Origin of the sequence: Polynucleobacter sp. UB-Tiil-W10 (genome assembly GCF_018881605.1) — a bacterium.
Lineage (GTDB): Bacteria > Pseudomonadota > Gammaproteobacteria > Burkholderiales > Burkholderiaceae > Polynucleobacter.
The window spans coordinates 1856211-1872429 of record NZ_JACVPZ010000001.1 but is presented as its reverse complement, the minus strand read 5'-3'; the positions used below and the strand labels follow the sequence as shown (position 1 = coordinate 1872429).

Annotated in this window: 20 protein-coding genes; 8 read left to right on the top strand and 12 right to left on the bottom strand. The window is 43.8% G+C overall.

Going from position 1 to position 16219, the window contains the following annotated elements; genetic code table 11:
- Positions 1-8 precede the first annotated feature (8 nt).
- Complete coding sequence (locus ICN33_RS09575; protein ID WP_216196351.1) at positions 9-1166, top strand: MFS transporter; 1158 nt, start codon at positions 9-11, stop codon at positions 1164-1166.
- A gap of 16 nt (positions 1167-1182) precedes the next feature.
- Here ICN33_RS09575 and ICN33_RS09570 read toward each other — a convergent pair whose 3' ends face one another.
- Genes ICN33_RS09570 through ICN33_RS09550 form a run of 5 tightly spaced genes read right to left on the bottom strand, consistent with a single transcriptional unit; the run spans position 1183 to position 4794 of the window.
- Positions 1183-1977, bottom strand: a complete 795-nt coding sequence (locus tag ICN33_RS09570; RefSeq protein WP_216196350.1) for a peptidylprolyl isomerase — start codon at positions 1975-1977, stop codon at positions 1183-1185.
- A 47-nt stretch (positions 1978-2024) separates the two neighbouring features.
- Complete coding sequence (locus tag ICN33_RS09565; RefSeq protein WP_216196349.1) at positions 2025-2309, bottom strand: BolA family transcriptional regulator; 285 nt, start codon at positions 2307-2309, stop codon at positions 2025-2027.
- Complete coding sequence (locus ICN33_RS09560) at positions 2306-2854, bottom strand: septation protein A (RefSeq protein WP_216196348.1); 549 nt, start codon at positions 2852-2854, stop codon at positions 2306-2308. Before ICN33_RS09560 ends, ICN33_RS09565 begins: the two co-directional genes overlap by 4 nt.
- Positions 2855-2877: 23 nt before the next feature.
- A complete protein-coding gene (msrB, locus tag ICN33_RS09555; protein ID WP_216196347.1) occupies positions 2878-3291 on the bottom strand; it encodes a peptide-methionine (R)-S-oxide reductase MsrB in 414 nt (137 codons plus the stop codon).
- Between the two features lie 36 nt (positions 3292-3327).
- Positions 3328-4794, bottom strand: a complete 1467-nt coding sequence (locus ICN33_RS09550) for a YdiU family protein (RefSeq protein WP_216196346.1) — start codon at positions 4792-4794, stop codon at positions 3328-3330.
- Between the two features lie 54 nt (positions 4795-4848).
- Here ICN33_RS09550 and ICN33_RS09545 point away from each other — a divergent pair, with 54 nt between their 5' ends.
- On the top strand, positions 4849-5331 hold the full coding sequence (locus ICN33_RS09545) for a PaaI family thioesterase (RefSeq protein ID WP_216196345.1): 483 nt from the start codon (positions 4849-4851) through the stop codon (positions 5329-5331).
- Between the two features lie 2 nt (positions 5332-5333).
- Here ICN33_RS09545 and ICN33_RS09540 read toward each other — a convergent pair whose 3' ends face one another.
- Positions 5334-6191 (bottom strand): NRDE family protein, encoded by an 858-nt coding sequence (locus tag ICN33_RS09540; RefSeq protein ID WP_216196344.1) that lies wholly within the window; start codon positions 6189-6191, stop codon positions 5334-5336.
- Between the two features lie 8 nt (positions 6192-6199).
- Positions 6200-7207 (bottom strand): folate-binding protein YgfZ, encoded by a 1008-nt coding sequence (locus tag ICN33_RS09535; RefSeq protein ID WP_216196343.1) that lies wholly within the window; start codon positions 7205-7207, stop codon positions 6200-6202.
- 20 nt (positions 7208-7227) lie between these two features.
- Here ICN33_RS09535 and mltG point away from each other — a divergent pair, with 20 nt between their 5' ends.
- The 6 genes from mltG (at position 7228) to ICN33_RS09505 (ending at position 12229) form a co-directional block, all read left to right on the top strand.
- Positions 7228-8301: an endolytic transglycosylase MltG gene (mltG, locus tag ICN33_RS09530; protein ID WP_216196342.1), complete on the top strand. Its 1074-nt coding sequence runs from the start codon at positions 7228-7230 to the stop codon at positions 8299-8301.
- Between the two features lie 12 nt (positions 8302-8313).
- The gene (gene tmk / locus ICN33_RS09525) at positions 8314-8952 is read left to right on the top strand and encodes a dTMP kinase (RefSeq protein ID WP_216196341.1); all 639 of its coding nucleotides are present in this window, start codon (positions 8314-8316) and stop codon (positions 8950-8952) included.
- Positions 8953-10074 carry a DNA polymerase III subunit delta' gene (locus ICN33_RS09520; protein WP_216196340.1) on the top strand — a complete coding sequence of 374 codons (1122 nt, stop codon included), beginning with the start codon at positions 8953-8955 and terminating at the stop codon, positions 10072-10074.
- A 31-nt stretch (positions 10075-10105) separates the two neighbouring features.
- Entirely contained in the window at positions 10106-10897 is a 792-nt protein-coding gene (locus ICN33_RS09515; RefSeq protein ID WP_216196339.1) for a TatD family hydrolase, read from the top strand.
- A complete protein-coding gene (locus ICN33_RS09510; protein ID WP_216196338.1) occupies positions 10894-11601 on the top strand; it encodes an ankyrin repeat domain-containing protein in 708 nt (235 codons plus the stop codon). The genes ICN33_RS09515 and ICN33_RS09510 overlap by 4 nt, the downstream gene beginning before the upstream one ends.
- Positions 11602-11671: 70 nt before the next feature.
- Positions 11672-12229, top strand: a complete 558-nt coding sequence (locus ICN33_RS09505) for an ion channel (protein ID WP_255530794.1) — start codon at positions 11672-11674, stop codon at positions 12227-12229.
- Between the two features lie 2 nt (positions 12230-12231).
- Here ICN33_RS09505 and ICN33_RS09500 read toward each other — a convergent pair whose 3' ends face one another.
- The 5 genes from ICN33_RS09500 to hyi form a co-directional block, all read right to left on the bottom strand.
- Positions 12232-13026, bottom strand: a complete 795-nt coding sequence (locus tag ICN33_RS09500; protein ID WP_255530793.1) for a DUF3108 domain-containing protein — start codon at positions 13024-13026, stop codon at positions 12232-12234.
- 206 nt (positions 13027-13232) lie between these two features.
- Positions 13233-13802, bottom strand: a complete 570-nt coding sequence (locus ICN33_RS09495) for an HNH endonuclease (RefSeq protein ID WP_216196337.1) — start codon at positions 13800-13802, stop codon at positions 13233-13235.
- 80 nt (positions 13803-13882) lie between these two features.
- Entirely contained in the window at positions 13883-14470 is a 588-nt protein-coding gene (locus tag ICN33_RS09490) for a YqiA/YcfP family alpha/beta fold hydrolase (RefSeq protein WP_216196336.1), read from the bottom strand.
- Between the two features lie 9 nt (positions 14471-14479).
- On the bottom strand, positions 14480-15379 hold the full coding sequence (glxR, locus tag ICN33_RS09485; protein ID WP_216196335.1) for a 2-hydroxy-3-oxopropionate reductase: 900 nt from the start codon (positions 15377-15379) through the stop codon (positions 14480-14482).
- 19 nt (positions 15380-15398) lie between these two features.
- Entirely contained in the window at positions 15399-16178 is a 780-nt protein-coding gene (gene hyi / locus ICN33_RS09480) for a hydroxypyruvate isomerase (protein ID WP_216196334.1), read from the bottom strand.
- Positions 16179-16219 lie beyond the last annotated feature (41 nt).

The window sequence follows — 16219 nt, the reverse complement described above, 5'->3', positions numbered from 1 at the left end:
TTTATTAGATGACACCTTCGATTCGCTGGGCCTTCGGGTCCTTTTTCTTTTTATATTTTGCCTATGTTGGATTGGTATCCCCATATGCCAGCCTCTTTTTTCTAGAGAGGGGCTTTAGTGTTATTGAAATTGCGGCATTGATGTCTATGTTGCAGATCACCCGAATTATTGGGCCATTTTCTTGGGGCTGGTTATCGGACTATCTCTCCAATCGGATCAGCATTATTCGTTTCTGCGCCTGTTTAGCTGCAGTAGTTTTTTTATGCGTCTATTTTTTGCAAAGTTATATTGGATTTTTTATTTGGATGTTTGTTTTGCACACCATCCTTAGTAGCTTAATGCCTCTAGGTGAATCCGCTACCATCCATGCACTTTACAAAGACAACTCCTTTGATAAACGATATGGTCGTTTGAGGCTATGGGGTTCTATTGGTTTTATTGCAATGGTTCTTGCAGCAGGCGAGTTATTTCAGCGCAAGTCCATTGAACTCTATCCTATTGTAGGCACCATTGTCTTGCTGGCTTTAGCCTTAATTACCTTTTGCTTGCATGAGTCGAAAATGGAACGTCGCAAACTGGTCAAAGGAGAGCTCATGGTAGTACTCTTTAATCCAGATGTTCGGTGGTTCTTGGTTTCTGGATTTTTCATGATCTTTGCGCATGCCGCTTTGTATGTTTTTTATTCTCTATATCTTGCTAATCTAGGTTACGATAAATTACAGATCGGACTCTTTTGGGCGCTAGGTGTAACGGCTGAAGTCATTTTCTTTTACTTCCAAAGCAAGGTTCTCAGTAGGCTTGATGCCGAGGTGATCCTGCAGGCTGCCTTTGGAATTGGCGTGGTTCGTTTTGTCCTAATTGCTTTTTTACCAATCACTTCCATACTAATCGTTGCACAACTCATGCATGCTGGAACCTTTGCCGCACACCATAGCGCCGCTACAAAACTGCTGCAACGTTGGTTTACAGGTCCTTTGCAAGCTAGAGGCCAGGCTTTAATGGCTACTATTTCTTACGGATTGGGTGGAACCTTTGGGGGATTGTGTGCCGGATGGATATGGGAATCTTCACAGCCAAGAGATGTCTTTGTGATGTCCGCATTTGCATGCGGACTGGCGGGCATGGCTATCCAAAAACTCAGGCCTCGCCGTTACCCCGCCAGATAAAGTATTGAATTCTTTCTTACTGAATCTTTGCTTTGGTGCGCAGTTTTTGCATCATCTCTGAGAACTTCGCTTTTTGCCAATTCTTATCAGCCATGATCATTTGCTTGAGCTGATCCTTCATCTCTTCCATGCTGGGAGCTTTAATATCACGAGAATCAATCATCTTAATAATGTGCCAACCAAATTGTGATTTCACAGGCTTATCAGTAATCTGACCATTCTTTAGTTGAACCATTGCTTTGGAAAACTCTGGCACTAAAGCTTTATCACTAACCCAACCAAGATCGCCGCCATTCTTTGCTGAGCCAGGATCAAGTGATTTGGCTTTAGCAATATCTTCAAAGTTTGCGCCAGCCTTTAATTGGGCGGTAATGGCCTTAGCATCGGCTTCTTTTTCTACCAAAATATGCTCTACGTGATATTCCTTGCCGGTGTATTGTGCTTTTACAGATTCATAAGCGGCTTTCAACTCTGCTTCTGCCACACCTTCTTTTTCAACATAATCCTCAAATACGGCTGCAACTAAGACGCCAATGCGCGCCTGCTCAAGTTGCTCGCGAACCATTTCCTTTTGGATCACACCTCGTTTATCAGCTTCTTGTAAAACCAGTTCCCGTGTTACTAACATCTCGCGCGCTTGATCACGAACCTGAGGGTTATCAGGTTGTCCAGAGCGCTGCACTAGCTTATCGAGTTGTGCTTTTGGAATTGCTTTGCCATTTACAATTACGGCATTTTGAGCCATCACATTGGCAGAAAAAAGGGCAGCACTAAGAATGCTGAATGAGAAGATTTGACGTGTAGTGAACATGGTAATTAGGTAATTAAATTGTAGGATGGGATTATTTTAAGTCAGCCTTAACTGGCAACCTCATCAGGCGCCAAAGCAATAATAGTCAGGGCATGTATTTCTTTTGGTATATGCCTATTTAGGGCTGCATAAACCGCTCTGTGACGGGCCACTAGGTTTAAACCCTTAAAATCTGGCGAAGTCATTTCCAATCTAAAGTGACCGCCGCCGCTAGCTGCCCCAGCATGTCCGGCATGAAGATGGCTTTCATCTTCAATCTTTAAGCTCTGAACCTGAAAGACTTTGCGTAGGTCTTCATCAAATGCTGCAATTCGCTGTTGATTAACGCTCATTCGCTGGGATGCTCCATATGTTTAGAGAGCCAAACACCTTGAGCAATAACGAAGACCAATAACAATCCAGTGCTGCCAAATAATTTAAAATTGACCCATGTCTCTTCTGAATACTCAAAGGCGATGTAAAGATTGAGTGCGCCCATAAAGAAAAAGAAAATGGCCCAAGCCATATTCAGGCTACGCCAAACTGAATATGCACTTTCGGCTTTGAGGGTTACTTGCTTGCCCATCAAAACTTGTATCCAATTCTTTTGGAAAAACTGAGCGCTGATGAAAAGCGCTCCAGAAAATAGCCAATAAAGCGCTGTTGGCTTTAACTGAATAAATGTTTTGTCATGTAGGAAAATGGTGAGACTGCCAAACACTAGAATCATCGCCAGACTTACCCATTGCATGGCATCAATTTTTCGATGGCGATAATAAACCCAAAGAATTTGACCGATGGTGGCAACCATAGCAACGATGGTTGCGGTATAGATATCGCCAAACTTAAAGGCGATAAAAAATAGAATGATGGGAAAAAGGTCGAATAAAAATTTCATAAAGTGATTATCCAGCTATTTACTTATTCTTCTGTTTTTGAGGGAATAGCATTGATGCTGGGCTCAAAACTCAAAGAAGCAGAGTTAATGCAATAACGCAATCCGGTTGGCATCGGCCCATCCTCAAAAACGTGGCCTAAATGAGCATCGCAGTTGGCACAGCGGACTTCTGTTCGAATCATGCCATGGGTTGTATCTCGGATTTCTTTAATTGAAGACTCAACTTCTGGGGCGTTATAGCTAGGCCATCCACACCCAGCGTCAAACTTGGTATCCGAAAGGAAAAGGGGGGTGTCGCAACAAATACACTTATATCGACCCTGATCCCAATGATCCCAATATTTACCGGTAAAAGGGCGCTCGGTTGCAGCCTCGCGGGTAACACGATATTCAATCTCACTTAATGAGTGCTTATATTCTTGACCTGTTTTTTTCATTATTACCCCGGGAAAATGATTTGCTAATCAAAAAACTTATGATGAGCAGCTTACTTCAATTGATTCTAGATTTGGCGGTGGCGCCATGGCATAAGACTCATGCTCTGGTTGCTCGTCAAAAGGTTTGCTCAAAATATTAAGAAGCTTGGTTACCTCGGAAAAGTCCTTCTTCTGAGCCTGCTCTATAGCTTGTTGTGCCAGATGATTTCGCAATACATACTTTGGGTTTACTTGATTCATTTCTTTTTGGCGCGATGAATCACTACTGGATTCACTCTGTAGGCGCGCTTGATAATCGGAAAACCATTGATCAATTGATGCTCGGTCAACAAATTCATTTCGCAATGAAATCTGCTCAATAGGCGCATCTGTCTTTAGTTGACCAAGCTTGCGAAAGAAGCTTGTGAAATCTACTCTTGAGTCATGCATAGCCTGCAATAGTCGCTCAACCAAGGTAATGTCACCATCCTGTTCCGTAACGAACCCCAACTTTTTGCGAAACAAGGATTGCCACGATTGTGCGTAAATGATTGGGAACTCTTCAATCGCTGCACGTAATTGCTCTTGCGCTTCTTTTTCATCGCAGCGGAGCTCAATTAGTGGAATCATGGCACTAGCTAGGCAGGCCATATTCCAATGCATGATCTGGGGCTGGCGATGATAGGCATAGCGTCCGCCTTGATCGCTATGGTTGCAAATATGATCAATCTGAAATTGATCTAAAAATCCAAATGGGCCATAGTCAATGGTTAAACCGAGTGCGCTGATATTGTCGCTATTGAGAACGCCATGACAAAAACCGACTGCCTGCCACTGCGCTACCAATTTCGCATTACGTTTGCAGATTCTTTTAAATAAGTCCAAGTAGGGCTCTTCAGCCTCGAGGGATTCGGGATAATGATTTTGGATCAGTGAATCTGCGAGCTCTTTTAATCTTGCATGATTCTGGAGCGCGGCGAAATGTTCAAAGTGACCAATCCGAATAAAGCTTGGTGCCAATCGTGCACAAACTGCTGCGGTTTCCATGGTTTCCCTTCTTACAGGCAAATCTGAGCCAACGATCGATAGCGCTCTCGTTGTGGGGATTCCCAAAGAATGCATTGCCTCACTGCATAAGAACTCCCTGATAGAGGAGCGGAGTACTGCACGACCATCACCCATACGAGAGAAGCGAGTTTTGCCTGCACCTTTGAGTTGCAGCTCTTGATCAGCTATATCGCCCAATAAAATTGCGCGACCATCACCCAGTTGTCCCGCCCACACACCAAATTGATGTCCGCTATAGGCAGTTGCTATCGGATTCAAAAATTGGTGGCTTGTGACCCTGAGCTGATTTCCGGCTAAAACCTCTAGCCAAGTTTTATCTAAAGGTAAATTAGCTTCATCAAGAGTGATACCTACTAATTTTGCCGAAGAGGGTGAAAATGCAACCCAGTAAGGATCGGGTATAGGTGTAGGTAGGGTTGCTTGGCAGACATCATCGCCGCTTAAAATAAAGGCCATAAGGGTATTCTAGGAGGATTTCCTAAATCGCGCACATGCCCTTAGAATTAGACGATGAACAAACAAGTCCAAATGAATCCGCAGACCCAGCTAGCCAATTTAGGCGAGGAATTAAATGTTCCTTTTTTAAAGCTTTTAGGGGTTCGATGCATTAGTGCTGAAATGGGTAAGGGTGAGATTTTGCTTGCCCTCAGGCCGGAGCACAACAATACCTGGGAAGTGGCTCACGGCGGAGTTTTATTAACGCTGATGGATGTGGCTATGGCTGTTGCTGCTCGATCTGGAGATCCTAGCGATCGAAGTGTGGTCACTATCGAAATGAAGAATAATTTCATGCAGGCTGCTACTGGTGTACTGAGAGTAAAGGCGGATACTGTACGTAGAACCGCAACGATGGCTTTTTGTGAAGCTAAGTTATACAACGATCAGGGTGAGGTTTGCTGCATGGCTACAGGCACTTTTAAATATCTGAAGCGTTTACCAAGCCGCAATGCTGATGGTGAACGCGTTGTCAACGACGATGGACGTACTAGTTAATCCTAAACAGATAAATTAGAATCAGACGCCGAATTCAGGGCGCCAGTTACTACATCATGACCCACGGTTCCAGATGCATCAAAGCGACGCTCTACTAACTCAAACTGACCATCCTTGCGAACTCTAAGGATGGTGCTTGACCGCGTTCCGTAGGCGGCAGTTTTAATAAAAGCAGGGGAGAGCGCCTTCTCCCATTCTTTGCTTACCCCAGTACTAGGAAGTTCGTTATCGCTAGCATGATGGCTATCGGCCAATAGCTTTAAGTATTGATCCGCATTTTTAAGTTGCCCCTGATCCATTGCCAATGCCTGGGCAAACGCAGCAACGCGGTGATTTACTTTGGGCCATGGAGTATCTAGCATTGCGTTAGATAGTCCATACACCCCAGGCGCTAGAGCTTGCTTTGGAAAGACCTTACGTGGACGGATGCTTTGACCCATCATCATACGATTGCTAACCCAATGCATTTCTGCATTTTCTGGATTACTCAGATCAGCCATTAAGAGATTAAAACCGTTGTATTGCTGAAAACGTTTCGCATTATCTTGAATGAAATCAGTAGGTCTATCTTGACCGGTGAGATACATTAAAGAAAGTTCACCACGGGTTCTGGAGTCAGGATTTTTTTCACTAGGCGCCCGAACATTGGTTAAGGCTGCAAATTTTCCGGTCTTTGTAAATCCAAGCCATGTACCAGGACTGCCCAAGACATCAGCCCGATCCCTACCAGCCAATACATGGGGGTGTTCTGGCCACCATGCAACACCATCAGTATTGCGTTCATAAAACTCATCGCGATTCGCCGCTACCACCAACGAGTAGTCTGGATGAGAATTCCAGGCGAAAAGGATAAGGCACATAAGAATTATTAAATTTCGATCAAGGGATATGGCAATAAATCTATTTTTAACACAGGTCCTTCGGGGCTACCAAGATGAATTTCACCGTCTTCAAGTGCTTCCAACTTGCATTCAATTTGTAAGTCAGTCCGCTCTAGCTCAATTGGACTCCGGGCAGATAGAACCACCATTCCTGCCGGCTGGCTAGGATCTTTGGAGTGAAACAGCTCCACTCCTGGCATGACAAAACTATCGCAAGGCTCAACATCATTCAGGTGAGCAAGCTGCAATCGTCTCTTAATAGCACCACGGTATTGGCTGCGTGCGACAATTTCTTGGCCAGGATAGCAACCCTTTTTAAAATCTACACCAGCAACCGATTCAAAATTGATCATTTGCGGTACAAATTGCTCTTGCGTGGCTTGAACAATGCGCGGAATTGCGCTTAAGACTTCTAGCGCATTCCAAACATCAAGAACTTCATTGTTATTGATTGAGTTCGGCGAACTATTTTGATGGCGAGCTACGAGTAGGCGTGCAATGGCTTGATCGTTCACCATAACATCTGGCATTCTCAAGGCGATACAACTGTCATCAAACTCAAAATCAGAAATTTGTTCATCTGAGCCGTAGAGCCCGGAAATTACCCAGTCCGCAGAAAGATCGACAACCTTTACTTTTGAACGCAATACATACATCGACAAACGTTTAGCAATGCTGGCGGCAATATCTTTTGATATAAATAAAGCATAGCGTTCTTCAGATTCTGCGCTGGAAGGAAATAGGCCACACCAGGCGCTTGCCATTAACCTACCTTTGGGATTGCAATAGCCGACCAAGCGAACGGCGTCATAAGCTTGGGCAATTGACCCCGGCAATATACGCCGAAGTCCTAGTACGGAATTCGTCAATTGATTTTGTAAAAAACTGGCGGCATCTGGGCCCTCAACTACGATTAAGCCCCACTGCGGCAAATTGCAGGGTAGGGAAGAGGGGTTTTTCAGCCAGTTTTGCTGAATTTGCGAGGTATTAGTCATGACCCTTTTATCATAGCCTGATGAGCAGAAAAATTCAGGGTAGATCGCTATTTATTAAGAAAAAGTCTAAGGATCGAGGCCTGAAGTATTGGTTAGGCCTTTTTGTTGCACTTTTGGTTCTGCTTTATGGGGGCATTTTTTTAATCCCAGTGGTTCCCAACAAGTCGAATGTTGAAAATGCTGCCTTATACAAAGTTAAGATTAATCCGCAATCAAGCTTATCGAGCATTGCCACTCAATTGAGCGAGCAAGGTTTATCAATTAATGGCTTGATCTTGCAAGTTGGAGCTAGAAGTTTATTCGTTGGCTCAAAACTAAAACCAGGCACTTATTTGCTTCCAAGCGGAGGAAGTCTTGGGAAGGCTCTACTGCAGATTGCTCGCGGTGATCGGGTAAGAGAAAGTATCGCAATTATTCCGGGAATGACTATTTGGCAGCTGCGGAGCATTGTTGACTCTCATTCAGTGCTCATTCATCAAACCAAAGGTATGAGCAATAGAGAGCTATTGCAAAGTCTCAATCTGAACTACCCAAGTGATGAGGGAATTTTTCTGCCTGATACCTACATATTTGATCCAGATGAGCCCGATTTAAATATTTATCGAAGGGCTGCACAGGCCATGCAAAAGCAACTATCCCAAATATGGGATCAGAAAGAAGGGGGACTCCCCCTCAAAACCTCCTATGAGTTATTAATATTGGCCTCTATTGTTGAAAAAGAGACCGGGCGGGCTAGTGATCGAAATATGGTCGCAGCCGTATTTATTAACCGCCTCAATAGGGGTATGCCGCTGCAAACCGACCCTACGGTTATTTACGGAATTGGTCCTAGATTTGATGGTAATTTACGGAAAGCCGACTTACGCAAGGACACTGCCTACAATACCTATTTGCACAAAGGTTTACCTCCTAGCCCCATAGCAATGCCCAGTAAAGAGTCCATTTTGGCAGCCGCCCATCCCGCAAAAAGCAATGCATTATTCTTTGTAGCTAAAGGTGATGGAAGTAGCCATTTTTCTCAAAGTCTAAAAGAGCATGAGACAGCAGTAGACCGATATCAACGCAAGATTACGCCCAAAAATAGCAGCAACTAAATTCATTTAAATATGTCATTAACAAAAACCGGATATTTCATTAGCTTTGAAGGCATCGATGGTGCAGGAAAAAGTACACATATAGATGCGTTTCGAAACCTGATGCAAGAGCGTTATCCAAATAAAGAAGTGGTAATGACTCGGGAGCCGGGCGGAACAGCTCTTGGTGAGCAACTTCGCAATCTACTTCTAGAAGCCCCTATGAATTTAGAAACCGAAGCGCTATTAATGTTTGCTGCACGGCGTGAACACCTGGCCCAAGTAATTGAACCTGCGCTTGCAGCGGGCAAGATTGTGATATCCGATCGCTTTACAGATGCCAGCTTTGCCTATCAAGGTGGAGGCCGCGGCTTGAGTCTGGAAAAATTAAATAGCTTAGAGCGTTGGGTTCAGGGTCGTCCTGACGGCTCGCTCTTGCAGCCCAATTTAACAATCTTGTTCGATTTACCTGGCGAGGTAGCAGAAGCACGACGTTCAAAGGTTCGGGCTCCAGATAAATTTGAAAAGATGGATTTAGATTTTTTCGAAAGAGTGCGTCAAGAATACTTGCGTCGAGCTAGATCCGATTCTGAGCGTTTTCATTTAGTTGATGCCACGCAAACTCCTGAAGCTATTTGGAATGGCTTGAAATTGATTCAGATTGCGCTGTAAGTGAGCCACGAGAACCAGATAGCACCATGGCTTGAGCCCTTATGGAAGGGGTTGGATTTTGCCAACTTTCCGAATGCAATTTTGTTGCATGGGCAGTCCGGGATTGGAAAGTTTGCTTTTTCCTTAGAGCTTGCCAAGGCGCTTATCTGCGAAAACTCTAGTAGCGCCATAAAACCATGCAATCAATGCGAGGCCTGCCATTGGTTTGATACCGGCAATCATCCTGACTTTATCTCTCTGGTGCCTGAAACACATCGAAAACTTTTACCTCATGCAGACTATGAGGGTGACGATTCACCCAAAAAAGGAAAAGTTGCCCGTGATGACGACGGTGAATCAAGCGATAAAAAAGAGAAAAAAAATATTTCGATTGAGGAAACTCGTCACGCAATAGAAAACTTATCCATCGGCTCTCACCGCGGCGGAAATCGTGTGATATTAATTTATCCCTTAGAGATGCTTCGTCCAGATTCCGCCAATACATTATTGAAGTCATTGGAAGAGCCTCCAAAAAATACCATCTTTATATTGCTGGCTGATCGTGTAGATCGCGTTTTACCAACAATACGATCACGCTGCCGCTTATTGAGTGCTCCTCGACCAGATCGCGAACAAGGCTTAATTTGGTTAAAGACCCAGTTGCATAAAGTCAGCGGGCTAAAAGTTAGTGATGGCGATATTGAGACTATCTACGACGAACAGGGCGGGGCTCCTTTTTCTGTGCTCGAGTCTCTTGTTGCAAGGCATAACAAAGACGAAAAGGATGAGCTAACAATAGCTATTCAAGCTTCTCGTTATTTACTCCAAGCCATGGCTCAGGGCTTCAGAATGAATTGGCTTGAAACAGCGGAGAAAACCCATAAAGCCCAATATTCGTTTTTGTTGGCCAGCATGCAGCGCTGGGTTTCCGACTTGCAGTCCGTGACTCAGGGCGGCAATCCCCGCTATTACCCTAAGCATTTATCCACTCTTCTGGGCTTATCAACAACGGTAAACGTGCAGAAATTACTTCAGTTTTGGAAGTCACTTGTTCAGGCCCGTCGCCATGAAAATCGCCCTTTAGCCAACAGAATCCAGTTAGAGGCATTGCTTTCTCAATACCAACAGATTTTTGGGACATAAATATAGCTCAGGCAGTCTAAAATAGCGAGTCATGTTCATCGACTCCCATTGCCATCTCGACTTCCCAGAATTTCAATCTCGTTTGCCAGAGGTTTTGGGTAATATGGAGTCAGCCAAAGTAAGTCATGCTTTGTGTGTATCCGTTGATTTGCCTGACTTTCCCAATGTACTAAAGTTGGCGCAAGATCATCAAAACCTGTTTGCATCAGTAGGCGTTCATCCCGATTACGAAGATACCCCTGAGCCTTCGCTTGAATTTTTGGTTGAAACTGCCCTAAAACATAGCAAAATTGTTGCAGTTGGTGAGACGGGTCTTGATTACTTTCGGATGGGCGAACGCAGTTATGAGTCCATGGAATGGCAACGAGAACGCTTTAGAACGCATATTAGAGCTTCGATTGCCTGCAAGAAACCATTGATCATCCACACCCGATCAGCATCTGAGGACACCATCAAAATCCTTAAAGAGGAGGGTGCTCAGCGAATTGGTGGAGTCATGCATTGCTTTACCGAGTCTTTCGAAGTTGCTAAAGCTGCCATGGAAATGGGGTTTTTCATCTCTTTTTCTGGCATTGTGACCTTTAAGAGTGCTAAAGATCTTCAGGAAACCTGCAAACAGGTCCCCTTAGAACGAATGCTCATTGAGACAGACTCTCCTTATTTGGCGCCCATTCCTTATCGTGGCAAGACTAATGAGCCTGCATGGGTAGCAAAGGTTGGGGAATTTATAGCAGACCTTAAGGGCATCTCCGTTGAGGATCTAGCGCAAAAAACTTCAAGTAATTTTTATGAATGTTTTCATATAGATAGAAACTATTCATGAGAAATAAAATTAGATATTTAGTTAGTGTTTTAAGTATATTATTTGGCTTAAATGGCTATGTCTTGGCCCAATCCGAAGAACAAATCACGGATTTCGTAAAAGCTGCCAAATTTAATGATGTATCCACCGTTAAGTCATTGCTTTCTAAAGGCGTTAGCCCAAACACTACCGATCCCAAGGGCGAGCCAATGCTGAATCTGGCCATCAAAGATAGGTCTGATGATGTGATTCAGCTTTTGATATTCAATAAGGCTACAGATGTTGATTTATCGAATAAGTATGGAGAAACACCACTCATGATTGCCTCAATTGAGGGTAATTTGCCCGTAGTGAAGACACTCATCAAACAAAGAAATGCTCGTATTGATCATATTGGCTGGACTCCATTGCACTATGCAAGCGCTAAAGGACAGTTAGAGGTTGCGCAATACTTAATCAGCAATGGCGCGATCATTGACTCCTTAAGCCCCGGTAATACAACGCCGCTAATGATGTCCGTTCAATCGGGAAATGAAGAATTGATTAAGCTTTTGCTTGATAAAGGAGCTGATCTGCGGATGAAAAATTCTCAGGGTTTTACGGCAATAGATATTGCGGTAATTTATGAGAAACCATGGATAGTAGAAGGACTTAGCTCACGTTGGTTAAAGCTTTATAAGCAACCATATGTAGGTCCTAAAGCACCTAAGCAGCCAAACTCATAACATCCTAGATTGCGCATAATCATTATTATGTCAAACAAGATATTTTTGTTAATTTATCACCCTTGCTCCCATGACAATGAACTTCTTTCATGATCACAAGTTCCCTGTGATTGATTTATTTCAGAATGCCGATCTTCCAAGCTTTTACACGCTATTTTCCGAGATCAATACGGACATGGGAAATAGTCAGATCTGGATCGTATTAATTTTGTCCTGCCTAATGCTGACATTTCATGGCATGGCAGTACTGATGATTGCTGGCGCATTTCATTGGCTAGATCACAAGCTAGAAAACAAGCGCATCTATGGCGCCAACTTTCTTTCCTATTTCATTGCCATTCTATTGATTATTGGCAGTCACTTTATAGAAATCATCGCCTGGGCCTACATATGCGTAGCCTTGAAGGTATTTCCCACCAATCCTCAAACCTTTTATTTCGCCGGGGAAATGTATACGACGGTTGGATATGGTGACTATACGCTTTCGGAGCACTGGAGAATCCTGCCTATCATCATCTCATTCTCAGGGATTTTTGCCGTCTCCATGTCTGGAGCAGCTCTGTATTCAATGATGGGCGCATTGCTGAATAGGCCAAGCCAGAACCCAAAGTCAGGATCTGGGTTTTAGGGCTAAGGCCTGGTCCCAGCTGGAACAGGGTTCTTTTGCTTGAAAATCAGCTCAAGCACCCTACCATTCGACTCCAGGGAGCGAATACGACCCGGAAGCCACTCTAGGTCTTTTGCTAGCCAGATATCAACCTGACGCTTATATGGATCGTTCTCACGCTGCATTAAGGCGTAATGACGATTAACGGCCTTACCAAGGCTTGGAATGTCTTCAGATGTTGTCTCACCATAACTTTTGAAGTTCCACATTTCCAGCGTGTTGTAATCAACCACTGGAATTGCTCGTATGGATCCCGCCTCATCAATTTTGCTATCGCCATTTAATAATGAGGCAAGTTGAAACATCAGACTAAAGCGATCTTGAGTTCCCGGGAGTAATGCAGGGGTGAAATCAGGTTTTTCAGAGAAAAACATCTGCCCTTCCCCCTTTTCATTACGATCAAAGCGTGAATACCGGGGTGGTTTTGTGCCACGTTGAGTCCAATAAATACTGGGGGCGATTCCGTAAGCATCCACTGTCCCGCGTGATTCAAATACAAAGGGACCTACAAATGCATAAGGAATGTTTATATAAAGACGATAGTTATTACCCTCAACAATCCAATCAATTTCACCAGTTTGGTACTTTTGCCCATCAACATAGGAATCGTAATAAATGATCCCTGATTCTGGCAACTTAAAGGCAGCACTAGATTGATCGTTAGAGCCGCCCTGCTGGCCGACAAGGTTGGACTTGAGGTCTTCAGAAGCGCTATTTGATGTGGTTTGCTTGGGGGGCCTCTTTAAATCTTTCGCCATCTGTATTTTTTTTGGGGGTTCAACCTTTAGTTCAGTCCTAATGATTAAATCATCAGCAATGGGCGGTGCTGAGGAGAGGGATATGAAGGGCAAACCAAAAAATAATATGAGATGACCTGCTATTGATAACAGCAAGGCAGCGACAATAATTCTCAGGGAATTGATCTTGGGCGGATGAAAAAAATGTTCTCGCCCTATTTTCAGATTCAGGGCAAACTCTCTAAGAGGCGACTGTTCTTCGGTAGATTTGCAGCTAGAAAATCCATCTGGTCAGCTAAGATATTGCGCCCCTTGAGTATCATGTCTTCATACAAGCTAGGTAAGTAAGGGGTGTATAACAAACCCATTCCCGCTTGCTCCGGCGTGCGGTTACCTTTGCGTTGGTTGCATGGCCTGCAGGAGATTACCAAATTCATCCAACTGTACTTACCACCACGACTATTGGGAATGATGTGTTCTGCCTCTGACTGGTTTTCATGAATGGCATCACCGCAATAAGCACAAAGACCACGATCACGCTTAAAAAGTTTATGTTTAGTGATGACCGGTACCACATCAAACAAATTGATCTTTGCGCTACCTTTCACTGCAATGATAGAGTGCAGCTCGATGAAAGACTGCTTGCCAGTGGCACGAGAGATACCACCACGCATTTGAAAAATTGGTTCGCCTAGAGTCCACAACACACTATTGTCGGCGTATTGCTTAGTGGCTTCTTCTGCATTAACCCAGCCTTGGGGAATTCCACCTGCGTCTAATTTCAAGATGCTCAGCACAAACTCTCCTTTCTAGACAGCGCAAATTAGCGACAATCGTTTAATTCATCTTACAGAAGAAGTAAGCGGCAATCAATCCACTATTGATCGATAAACTTTAAGACTTTTGGCAAGTGCTCTGAATAGTCTGCAATTCCATGATCGCTGCCTTCTAGCACCAATTGATGGGCGCCTGGGTAGAAATCAACCATTTCTTGCCAATCTAAAAGCTCATCACCTTTTGCCGCCATCAAAAAGTAGCGCGTGGGGTTACTGATTACTTCAACCTGAAGAGCCTTGAGTTCTTCAATATATTCTGGACGAAAATCATAAGGCTCATCCGTATCATATGAAGTTAGCATCCCAACATGAGACGCTAACTCCTTAGGAGCCCTTACTGCAGGATTCAGTGCGATAGCTTTGCAACCATACTTTTCGGCCAAATAATTTGTGTAGTAACCACCCAAAGATGAACCAACCACAATTAATCGATCATGAGTCGATTCATCAATATGCTTAACAACCATATCCATACTAGCTTTTGGTGATGCTAATAACTGGGGGCAATACCATTCAATTGGATGCTCCAAAGTTGATAGCGCCTTGATGGCTTCACCCGTCATGACTGCCTTACTTGATCTTGGTGAAGAACGAAAGCCGTGCAAATACACTATTAAAGTAGAGGACATGGAGCTAACTTAGGCCTTTTGCCCAATTTCAAAATTGGCAAGCTTCTCTAAGGCCTTCACCATTGCAGAATGGTCCCAAGCTTTGCCCCCGTGCGCTGAACAGGAATTGAATAATTCCTGTGCCGTTGCAGTATTTGGTAATGAGACGCCGAGAGCCCGTGCGCTATTGAGAGCAAGATTCAAGTCTTTCTGATGGAGCTCAATTCTGAATCCAGGATCAAAAGTGCGCTTCACCATTCTTTCACCATGAACCTCTAATATCTTCGAGCTTGCAAAACCACCCATTAAAGCCTGACGTACTTTTGCAGGATCTGCACCAGCTTTAGAAGCAAACAAAAGGGCTTCTGCTACAGCCTCAATATTCAAAGCAACAATAATTTGATTGGCAACCTTTGCAGTCTGGCCATCACCATTTCCACCTACGAGATTAATATTTTTACCCATTAAATCAAATACAGGCTTCACCATTTCAAAGACTTTATCGTCCCCGCCAACCATGATTGAGAGCGTTGCATTTTTTGCACCAAGCTCGCCACCAGATACTGGTGCATCAAGATAATCACATCCGAGAGCATTAATTTTTTTAGCAAATTCTTTGGTAGCAATTGGTGATATGGAGCTCATATCCACAACCACTTTTCCCTTGGAGAGGCCTGCAGCTATACCCTTATCACCAAACAATACTTTTTCCACGTCTGGAGTATCTGGCACCATCGTGAAAATAATGTCAGCTTTACTTGCCACTTCTTGCGGAGAATTACATTGCACCGCTGCCGTGGTTGCCAAACCCTCAGGAACCTTGCTACGAGTATGAATAAATACTTTATGACCTGCATTGACAAGATGGCCAGCCATTGGTCCACCCATAATTCCAAGGCCAATAAATCCTAGTTTTAATTGATTACTCATGTTGTCTCCGTATTAATATTTATTTGTTAAGTGCTTTAATCCAACCTAAGCCAGCTTCGGTATTGGATGCGGGCTTGTATTCACAACCAATCCATCCCTTGTAGCCAATGCTATCGATAAATTGAAATAGATGCGCATAATTAATTTCACCAGTACCTGGTTCGTTGCGCCCAGGGTTATCTGCTAATTGAATATGGGCAATTTTTGAAAGATTGGTCTCTAGGGTTTTGCAGAGCTCGCCTTCCATGCGCTGCGCATGATATATGTCATATTGAATGTACAAATTATCAGAGCCAACTTCATTGAGAATATCAATGGCCTGCTGCGTCTTGGATAAATAGAAACCGGGAATATCGAAGGTGTTAATTGGCTCAATCAGTAGTTTTATATTGGCTTTTTTGAGCTCAGCAGCTGCATAACGCAAATTTGAAATAAATGTTTCTTGCACTAAGACTGCATCAACATTAGCAGGAATTTTTCCAGCCAAGCAATTTAACTGTTTCACACCAAGCGCTTTTGCATACTCAATAGCCTTTCCAACGCCAGTCTGAAATTCTGCAACGCGATCTGGCAAACAAGCAATTCCGCGTTCGCCGGCATCCCAGTCACCCGCTGGCAAATTATGAAGAACTAACTGAAGCTGATATTGTTCGAGTTTTTGCTTAATCTCTTGCGCTGGAAACGCATAAGGAAAAAGGAATTCAACGGCCTGAAATCCAGAATTGGCTGCCTTTTCAAATCGCTCCATAAATGGGGATTCATTAAATAGCATGGTGAGATTGGCAGCAAACTGTGGCATTTCAAATCCTTATAAACAAAATCAGGCAAATCAATGGGATG